Raw genomic sequence first — 9055 nt, 5'->3', positions numbered from 1 at the left:
CCGGCGGCGGCGTGCGCTGACGGTGTGGGCGCGGCGCGGGCGGCGGAGCGCGCCGCGCGAGCCGCGCGAGCCGCGCGACGGTGCGCGCTCGGCCTGTTTCGGCCGGTCATGGCCGGATTAAGGGGCGTTTGTTCACGTATGTGCCGCTCTCCGGTCACGGGCGGCTTCTAGGTTCCTGATGACCGCCGAACGATCTTCGCCGCGCCCGAGGGCGGCGCGGGGAACGAGGCGGGGCCGTCAGCCGGAGAAGAAGCGAGGTTCCCCATGACCGTGGACGACGTCGCCCGCGGGGCCGATCCCGAGGACGTCAGCACCAACCCGTCGGGCAATCCGGCGTTCCGGGAGGTCGTCGAGACCCGCTGGTCCAGGAGGTCGGTGATCCGCGGCGGAACGGTGGCCGCCGCGGCCGGGTTCCTCGGCGCCGCCACCGCCGGCTCGGCCGCCGCCGCCCCCGTAGCCTCCGGCGGACGCGGTCACGGCCACGGGAACGGCCGCCTGCTCGGCTTCGAGCCGGTGCCCGCCGGGTCGGCCGACACGGTCGTGGTGCCCAAGGGGTACGTCGCCGAGGTCCTGATCCCGTGGGGCACGCCGCTGGACTCGCGCGGCCCCAAGTGGAAGAAGGACGCCTCCAACACCGCGGCCGAGCAGGCGCAGCAGATCGGCATGCACCACGACGGCATGCACTTCTTCCCGTCGGGCCGCAGGGAGGGACTGCTCGTCCTCAACCACGAGTACATCGACCGCACGCTGCTCTACCCCGACGGCGACGCCGTCATGACCAAGGAGAAGGTCGACAAGGCGCTGGCCGGGCACGGCGTGAGCGTCGTGAAGGTGGAGCAGTCCGGCGGCCGGTGGCGGCAGGTGGACTCCCGGTACAACCGGCGCGTCACCGGCAGCACCCCGGTCGCCTTCTCCGGCCCGGTGCCCGCGGGCCACCCCCTCCTGCGCTCCAACAACAAGCCGATGGGCACGCTCAACAACTGCTCCAACGGCTACACGCCCTGGGGCACGTACCTGGCGTGCGAGGAGAACTGGAACAGCTACTTCGGTACCGAGAACGCCTCCTGGAAGGCGACGGCCGAGCAGGCCCGCTACGGGGTGGTCGCCGAGGGGTTCGGCTACCGGTGGCATGTCGCCGACCCCCGCTTCGACCTGGCCGTCAACCCGAACGAGCTCAACCACTTCGGTTGGGTGGTGGAGATCGACCCGTTCGACCCGAAGTCGACGCCCGTCAAGCGCACCGCGCTGGGCCGCATCAAGCACGAGGGCGCGACCGTCACCGAGTCGCGCGGCCGCGTCGTGGTCTACACCGGTGACGACCAGGACGGCGAGTACGTCTACAAGTTCGTGGGCAGCGCGCCGTGGCGGGCGCTGCGCGCCCTCCGCAAGAACCCCCTCGACCACGGCACGCTCTACGTCGCCCGGTTCAACGACGACGGCTCGGGGACGTGGCTGCCGCTGACGTTCGGGACCGGCCCCCTGACCGCGGCCAACGGCTGGAAGGACCAGGCCGACGTGCTGCTGCGGACCCGGACGGCGGCGGACGCGCTGGGCGCGACCAAGATGGACCGTCCCGAGTGGGTGGCGGTGCACCCGAAGAACAAGGACGTCTACCTCACCCTCACCAACGGCTCCGGCTGGGACAACAAGGCCAACCCGCGCAAGCCCAACCCGTACGGGCACATCATCCGGTGGCGGGAGAAGCACGGCGACAACACGGCCACGTCCTTCGAGTGGGACATCTTCGTGCTCGCCGGGGACCCGGCCTACGACCCGCAGGTGAAGCTGGCCGCCGAGGACGTGTTCGGCTCGCCGGACGGCCTGTGGTTCGACGGCGACGGCCGGCTGTGGATCCAGACCGACGTGTCCAACTCCACGCAGAACCGCCCCGACCGCGGGCACGACAACATCGGCAACAACCAGATGCTGGCGGCCGACCCGCGCACCGGGGAGATCCGCCGGTTCCTGGTCGGCCCGCGCGGCAGCGAGGTGACCGGGATCAGCGCCACGCCCGACGGGCGGACGATGTTCGTCAACATCCAGCACCCGGGTGAGGCCACCACGTTCTGGGGTTCGCCCACGCCGCAGAACCCGCGCGCGGTCAGCAACTGGCCCGACTTCGACCCGGCCGGCCGGCCGCGTCCGGCGACGCTGGTGATCCGCAAGAAGGACGGCGGCGTCATCGGCACGTGAGCCGGTACCCGAGCCGGCACCCGAGCCGGCACTGAGCGACGTGGGGGCGGGCGGGCCCTGGCACCGCCCGCCCCGCGCGTCCGCCGAATGGGTGCCACGCCACACCGCCGCGTCCGGCCGGCGCCCTTAGGATCACAGGGTGAGCGGTCTTTACGCGATCAGTGACCTCCATGTGGGATTCGCCGACAACCGCGCGTTCGTCGAAGGGCTGCGGCCCGAGTCCGACGGCGACTGGCTCGTGGTGGCCGGGGACGTCGCCGAGCACTTCGCCGACGTCGAATGGGCCCTGCGCACGCTGAGCGGCGCGTTCGAGAAAGTGATCTGGACCCCTGGCAACCACGAGCTGTGGACGCCCAAGAACGACCCCGTCCAGCTCCGCGGCGAGGCCCGCTACCTGCGGCTGGTGGAGATGTGCCGGGAGCTGGGCGTCCTCACCCCGGAGGACCCGTACGCGGTGTGGGAGGGCGAGGGCGGCCCGGTGACGGTCGCGCCGCTCTTCGTCCTCTACGACTACACCTTCCGGCCCGAGGGCACCTCCACCAAGGAGGAGGCGCTGAAGGTCGCCTACGACGCGGGCGTGGTGTGCACCGACGAGGTCCTGCTGCACCCCGACCCGTACCCGACCCGCGACGCCTGGTGCGACGCCCGGATCGCCTACACCGAGCGGCGCATGGCCGAGCTCCCGGACGGTGCCCGCACGCTGCTGGCCAACCACTTCCCGCTGACCCGCGAGCCCACCCGGATCCTGTGGTACCCAGAGTTCGCGCAGTGGTGCGGCAGTGAGCGCACCGCCGACTGGCACGTGCGGTTCGGCGCGGTGACCGTCGTGTACGGGCACCTGCACATCCCCCGGACGTTGTGGAGCGACGGGGTGCGGTTCGAGGAGGTGTCGGTCGGCTACCCGCGCGAGTGGCGCAAGCGCGGCGACGGCCCGCGCGGGCCGCGGCGCATCCTCCCCGCCCCGCCCTCCGAACCGGCGGCGGCCGCCGGATGATCGAGCGGATCCTGCCCGCGGGAGTGGTCACCGCGAGCGCCTACGACGATCCGGCCGAGGCGAAATTGCTCCCCGAGGAGGAGCCCGCCGTCGCGCGGGCCGTGGACAAGCGCCGCCGGGAGTTCACCACCGTCCGCTGGTGCGCGCGGCGGGCGCTGGCCGGGCTGGGCCTGCCGCCGGTGCCGATCACGCGCGGCGACAAGGGGGCGCCGCGCTGGCCGGACGGGGTGGTCGGCAGCATGACGCACTGCGACGGCTACCGCGCGGCGGCCGTGGCCAGGGCCGCCGACCTGGCCGCCCTCGGCATCGACGCCGAGCCGCACGGCCCGCTGCCGGACGGGGTGCTGGAGGCGGTCGCCCGCGAGGAGGAGCTGGCGATGCTGGACGGCCTGGGCCGTACCGCGCCGGGCGTGCACTGGGACCGCTTGCTGTTCAGCGCCAAGGAGTCGGTCTACAAGGCGTGGTTCCCGGTCACCGGCCGCTGGCTGGGGTTCGAGGACGCCTCGCTCACCTTCGATCCCGGCGGGACGTTCCGGGCCGCGATCCTGGTGGGCGACTCGCCGTTCGCGTCGTTCGACGGGCGGTGGGCCGCGGGCGGCGGCCTGGCCGTGACCGCGATCGCCGTGCCCGCCGGCTGACCGGATCCGGTGCGTCCCGGTTCCGATTGGTCCCGCCCGCGCGGGGAAGGGCGTCGAGGGTACTGCTCCCGGCGTTGATCGAACGCCCTGCGATGCGGAGGGGACGACCCTTGAGAAGAGCCCTGCGGGACAGCGGGAGGGGGGCCGCGGCGCCGCGGGCGGGCGGCACCGAGCGGCCGGCCGCGACGGATCGGCTGGGCGCCGCGGAGGCCGCGGCGATCGACGCCTGGTGGCGCGCCGCGAACTACCTGTCGGTGGGGCAGATCTACCTGCTGGACAACCCGCTGCTACGGGAGGAGCTGCGGCCCGGGCACATCAAGCCGCGGCTGCTGGGCCACTGGGGCACCTCGCCCGGCCTGAACTTCTGCTACGCCCATCTCAACCGGGTCATCCGGGCGCGCGACCTGGACATGATCTACATCATGGGCCCGGGGCACGGGGGCCCGGCCGCGGTCGCCAACGCCTGGCTGGAGGGCACCTACAGCGAGGTGTACCCGGACGTGTCGCGGGACGCGGCGGGCATGGCCCGGCTGTTCCGGCAGTTCTCCTTCCCGGGCGGGGTGCCGAGCCATGTGGCGCCGGAGACGCCCGGCTCGATCCACGAGGGCGGCGAGCTGGGGTACTCGCTGGCGCACGCCTACGGCGCCGCGTTCGACAACCCGGACCTGGTGGTGGCGTGCATCGTCGGGGACGGCGAGGCCGAGACCGGGCCGCTGGCGGCGAGCTGGCACTCGGGCACGTGGCTTGACCCGGTGCGCGACGGCGCGGTGCTGCCGATCCTGCACCTGAACGGCTACAAGATCGCCAATCCGGCGGTGCTGGCGCGCATCCCCGAGGAAGAGCTGACGCTGCTGCTGTCGGGGTACGGGTACCGTCCCATCCTCGTGTCGGGCGACGAGCCCGCCGCGATGCACCAGAAGATGGCCGCCGCGCTCGACCAGGCCCTGGACGAGATCGCCCGGATCCAGGAAGCGGCGCGCGACGCCCGGGCGGAGGGCCCGGACGGCCAGGCGAACGGCCGGGTCCGCTGGCCGATGATCGTGCTGCGCACGCCCAAGGGCTGGACTGGGCCGAAAGAGGTCGACGGGCTGCCGGTGGAGGGTACCTGGCGGTCGCATCAGGTCCCGCTGTCGAGGGTGCGCGACGATCCGGAGCACCTCGCGCGGCTGGAGGACTGGCTGCGGTCGTACCGTCCCGACGAGCTGTTCGACGCCGACGGCCGCCCGGTGGAGACGCTGCGCGAGCTGCCGCCGCGCGGCCGGCGGCGGATGAGCGCCAACCCGCACGCCAACGGGGGAGAACTGCTGCGCCCGCTGGTCCTGCCGGACTTCCGGCTCTACGGCGTCGAGGTCGACGGCCCGGGCGAGCGGACGGCCGAGCCCACACGGGTGCTGGGGGCGTGGCTGCGCGACGTGCTCGCCGCCAACCGGGGCCGCTTCCGGCTCATGGGCCCCGACGAGACCGCCTCCAACCGCCTGGACGCGGTGTTCGAGGTGACCGACCGGGTCTTCCGGGCCGAGCGGTATCCCACCGACGAGCACCAGGGCCCGCACGGCCAGGTCATGGAGGTGCTGAGCGAGCACCTGTGCCAGGGCTGGCTGGAGGGCTACCTGCTGACCGGGCGGCACGGGCTGTTCAACAGCTACGAGGCGTTCGTCCACATCGTCGACGCGATGTTCAACCAGCACGCCAAGTGGCTGGAGGTGACGCGGCGGCTGGCGTGGCGGCGCCCGATCGCCTCGCTGAACTACCTGCTGTCCTCGCACGTGTGGCGGCAGGACCACAACGGCTTCACCCACCAGGACCCCGGCTTCCTGGACGTGGTGATGAACAAGAAGCCCGAGATCGTGCGGGTCTACCTTCCGCCGGACGCCAACACGCTGCTGTCGGTGACCGACCACTGCCTGCGCTCGCGCGACTACGTCAACGTCGTCGTCGCCGGGAAGCAGCCCTCGCCGAACTGGCTGCCGATGGACCAGGCCATCGCGCACTGCACGCGCGGCCTCGGCATCTGGGAGTGGGCCAGCACCGGGGGCGGGGGAGACCCCGACGTGGTGATGGCCTGCGCGGGCGACGTGCCGACACTGGAGACGCTCGCCGCCGTCGACCTGCTCCGGCAATACTTCCCCGAGCTGCGGGTCCGGGTCGTGAACGTGGTCGACCTGATGCGGCTGCAGCCCGACACCGAGCATCCGCACGGGCTCTCCGACCGCGACTTCGACATGATCTTCACCGCCGACAGGCCGGTCATCTTCGCCTTCCACGGCTACCCGTACCTGATCCACCGGCTCGCCTACCGCCGTGCCGGGCACCCGAACCTGCACGTGCGCGGGTACAAGGAGGAGGGCACCACGACCACGCCGTTCGACATGGTGATGATGAACGACCTGGACCGCTACCACCTGGTCATGGACGTCATCGACCGGGTGCCGTCCCTGGGCGGACGGGTCGCGCACATCCGGCAGCGCATGGCCGACAAGCGGCTGGCCATGCGCGTCCACACCCGCGAGCACGGCGAGGACGCCCCCGAGGTCCGCGACTGGGTGTGGCCGTACGGGGGAGCGTCCTGAGATGCGGGTGCTGACGGTCAACCCCGGCTCCAGCAGCCTGAAACTGAGCGTGCTCGAACCCGGCGACGCGGTGGCGGCGCGCGCCGAGGTCGCCACGGGGATGGGGGAGCGGGAGGCCGAGCAGGTGGCGGCGGCCGTGCACCGGATGCCCCGTCCGGACGCGGTGGGGCTGCGGTTCGTGCACGGCGGCCCCGGCTTCACCGCGCCCACGCTCGTCGACGACGGGGTCACCGCGCGGCTGCACGGGCTGATCGGGCTGGCGCCGCTGCACCAGCCGCTGTCGCTGTACGCGCTGGGCGAGATCCGCCGCGCCCTGCCGGGCGTGCCGGTGGTCGCCTGCTTCGACACCGCCTTCCACGCGACCCTTCCGGACGCCGCCGCGACCTACGCCGTCCCGGCCGAGTGGCGGGAGCGGTTCGCGCTGCGCCGGTACGGGTTCCACGGGCTGTCGTACGCCCACGCCGTGGGCCGCGCGGGGGAGCTGCTGGGCCGCGATCCGGCGGAGCTGCGGATGGTGATCTGCCATCTGGGCGCGGGCGCCTCGCTCGCCGCGGTCGAGGGCGGCCGTTCGGTCGACACCACGATGGGGTTCACGCCGCTGGAGGGCCTGGTCATGGCGACCCGGGCGGGCAGCATCGACCCCGGGGTGCCGCTGTGGCTGCTGCGCCACGGCGTCCCCGCCGACGAGATCAACGACGCGCTGGAGCACCGGTCGGGGCTGCTGGCCCTGGCCGGGACCGCGGACATGCGGGAGGTGCGGGCCCGCGCCGGCCGGGGGGACGCCGTGGCGGCGGCGGCCCTGGACGTCTACCACCACCGCCTGCGCGCCTGCGCCGCCGCCATGATCGCCGCGCTCGGCGGGCTGGACGCGCTGGTCTTCACCGGCGGGGTGGGGGAGCACGACGCCGAGGTCCGCCGCCGCGCCGCCGCCGACCTGGCGTTCCTCGGCCCGGCCGTGGACCCGGACGCCAACGGCGCGGCCCGCGGTGACACCGACGTCAGCGCGCCGGGCGCGCGGGTCCGGACCCTGGTGGTCGAGGCGAGGGAGGATCTCCAGATCGCGGCGGGCGTGCGCGAGGCCCTGCACGCCGGCTGACGTCGTCTCACCGGGCTTCTCACCCCCCGGCTTCGCACCGCGACCCAGGATCATATATTTTATAGGTGACTTCCTGGGAGGGGTGAGCATGTTCGGGCTCAGCGCAGAGGAACGCGCCATCGTGGAGACCGTCCGCGACTTCGTCGAACGGGAGGTCCGGCCCGTCGTCCGCGAGCTGGAGCACTCCGACACCTATCCCGGCGAGCTCATCGACCGGATGAAGGAGATGGGCGTGTTCGGGCTGGCCGTGCCCGAGCCGTACGGGGAGGCGGCGGTCTCCACGCCGTGCTACGCGCTGGTCACCGAGGAGCTGGCGCGCGGCTGGATGAGCCTGGCCGGGTCGATGGGCGGGCACACCGTGGTCGCCAAGCTGCTGCTGGCCTACGGCACCGAGGAGCAGCGGCGCCGCTACCTGCCGCGGATGGCGACCGGCGAGATCCGCGCCACGATGGCGCTGACCGAGCCCGGCGGCGGCTCGGACCTGCAGGCGATGCGGACGGTGGCGCGCCGCGACGGCGACGACTACGTGGTCGACGGTGCCAAGACCTGGATCACCAACGCCCGCCGCTCCCAGCTCGTGGCGCTGATGTGCAAGACCGACCCCGACGCCCGCCCGGCCCACTCCGGCATCAGCATCCTGCTGGTCGAGAAGGTCCCCGGCTTCACCGTCTCCAAGGACCTCCCCAAGCTCGGTTACAAGGGCGTGGAGAGCTGCGAGCTGTCGTTCGACGCGTGCCGGGTGCCGGGGGAGGCGCTGCTCGGCGGGGTCGAGGGGCGGGGGTTCGCGCAGATGATGAAGGGGCTGGAGATCGGCCGGATCCAGGTCGCCGCCCGCGCCACCGGTGTCGGCCGCGCCGCCTTCGACGACGCCTTCCGGTACGCCCAGCAGCGCGAGTCGTTCGGGAAGCCCATCTGGAAGCACCAGAGCATCGGCAACTACCTGGCCGACATGGCGACCAAGCTCACCGCCGCCCGCAACCTGCTGGTCCACGCCGCCCAGCGCTACGACAGCGGCGAGCGCAGCGACATGGAGGCCGGGATGGCCAAGCTGTTCGCCTCCGAGACGGCCATGGAGATCGCCCTGGACGCCGTCCGGATCCACGGCGGCTACGGCTACTCCACCGAGTTCGACGTGGAGCGCTACTTCCGCGACGCGCCGCTGATGATCGTCGGCGAGGGCACCAACGAGATCCAGCGCAACGTCATCGTCAGCCAGCTCGTCTCCCGGGGCGGCCTTCCGCAGTGACGTCCCAGGCCGGGCCGTGCGGGTGAGGCGCGGCCCGGCGACACCCGCCGTTCCACCTTGCTGATCATGGCGCATCAAAGTTGAGTCGCCCCGGCTCACTCGCGTTGACACCTCCGACGGGCTGGGGCAGCCTGGCGGATGCCGGGCCCCGGCCGCGCGCCGGGCGGGCGATCAGGTGGAGGGCGAGGGACATGGCACGTGCGGTCGGTATCGACCTGGGGACGACCAACTCGGTCGTCGCGATCCTGGAGGGCGGCGAGCCCACGGTGATCGCCAACGCGGAGGGTTCGCGGACCACGCCGTCGGTGGTGGCGTTCG

General features: G+C 72.9%; 7 protein-coding genes. All 7 read left to right on the top strand.

All coding sequences use genetic code 11. The annotated features are described in order from the left end of the window. The first annotated feature begins 264 nt into the window (after window positions 1-264). A complete protein-coding gene (locus ACFPZN_RS55130; protein ID WP_378293269.1) occupies window positions 265-2193 on the top strand; it encodes a PhoX family protein in 1929 nt (642 codons plus the stop codon). A gap of 139 nt (window positions 2194-2332) precedes the next feature. Next, entirely contained in the window at window positions 2333-3187 is an 855-nt protein-coding gene (locus tag ACFPZN_RS55125; protein ID WP_378293267.1) for a metallophosphoesterase family protein, read from the top strand. Next, window positions 3184-3825 (top strand): 4'-phosphopantetheinyl transferase family protein, encoded by a 642-nt coding sequence (locus ACFPZN_RS55120; RefSeq protein ID WP_378293265.1) that lies wholly within the window; start codon window positions 3184-3186, stop codon window positions 3823-3825. Before ACFPZN_RS55125 ends, ACFPZN_RS55120 begins: the two co-directional genes overlap by 4 nt. A gap of 110 nt (window positions 3826-3935) precedes the next feature. After that, window positions 3936-6395 carry a phosphoketolase family protein gene (locus tag ACFPZN_RS55115; protein ID WP_378293263.1) on the top strand — a complete coding sequence of 820 codons (2460 nt, stop codon included), beginning with the start codon at window positions 3936-3938 and terminating at the stop codon, window positions 6393-6395. A 1-nt stretch (window position 6396) separates the two neighbouring features. Next, a complete protein-coding gene (locus tag ACFPZN_RS55110) occupies window positions 6397-7491 on the top strand; it encodes an acetate/propionate family kinase (RefSeq protein WP_378293261.1) in 1095 nt (364 codons plus the stop codon). 88 nt (window positions 7492-7579) lie between these two features. Beyond that, complete coding sequence (locus ACFPZN_RS55105) at window positions 7580-8737, top strand: acyl-CoA dehydrogenase family protein (protein ID WP_378293259.1); 1158 nt, start codon at window positions 7580-7582, stop codon at window positions 8735-8737. A 191-nt stretch (window positions 8738-8928) separates the two neighbouring features. Further along, on the top strand, window positions 8929-9055 hold a 127-nt coding region (locus tag ACFPZN_RS55100; protein WP_378293271.1), incomplete at its 3' end, for an Hsp70 family protein.

Source organism: Actinomadura rugatobispora, assembly GCF_042656285.1.
Classification (GTDB): Bacteria; Actinomycetota; Actinomycetes; order Streptosporangiales; family Streptosporangiaceae; genus Spirillospora; species Spirillospora rugatobispora.
The sequence above is the reverse complement of the archived record's forward strand: the minus strand, read 5'-3'. Positions and strand labels throughout refer to the sequence as shown.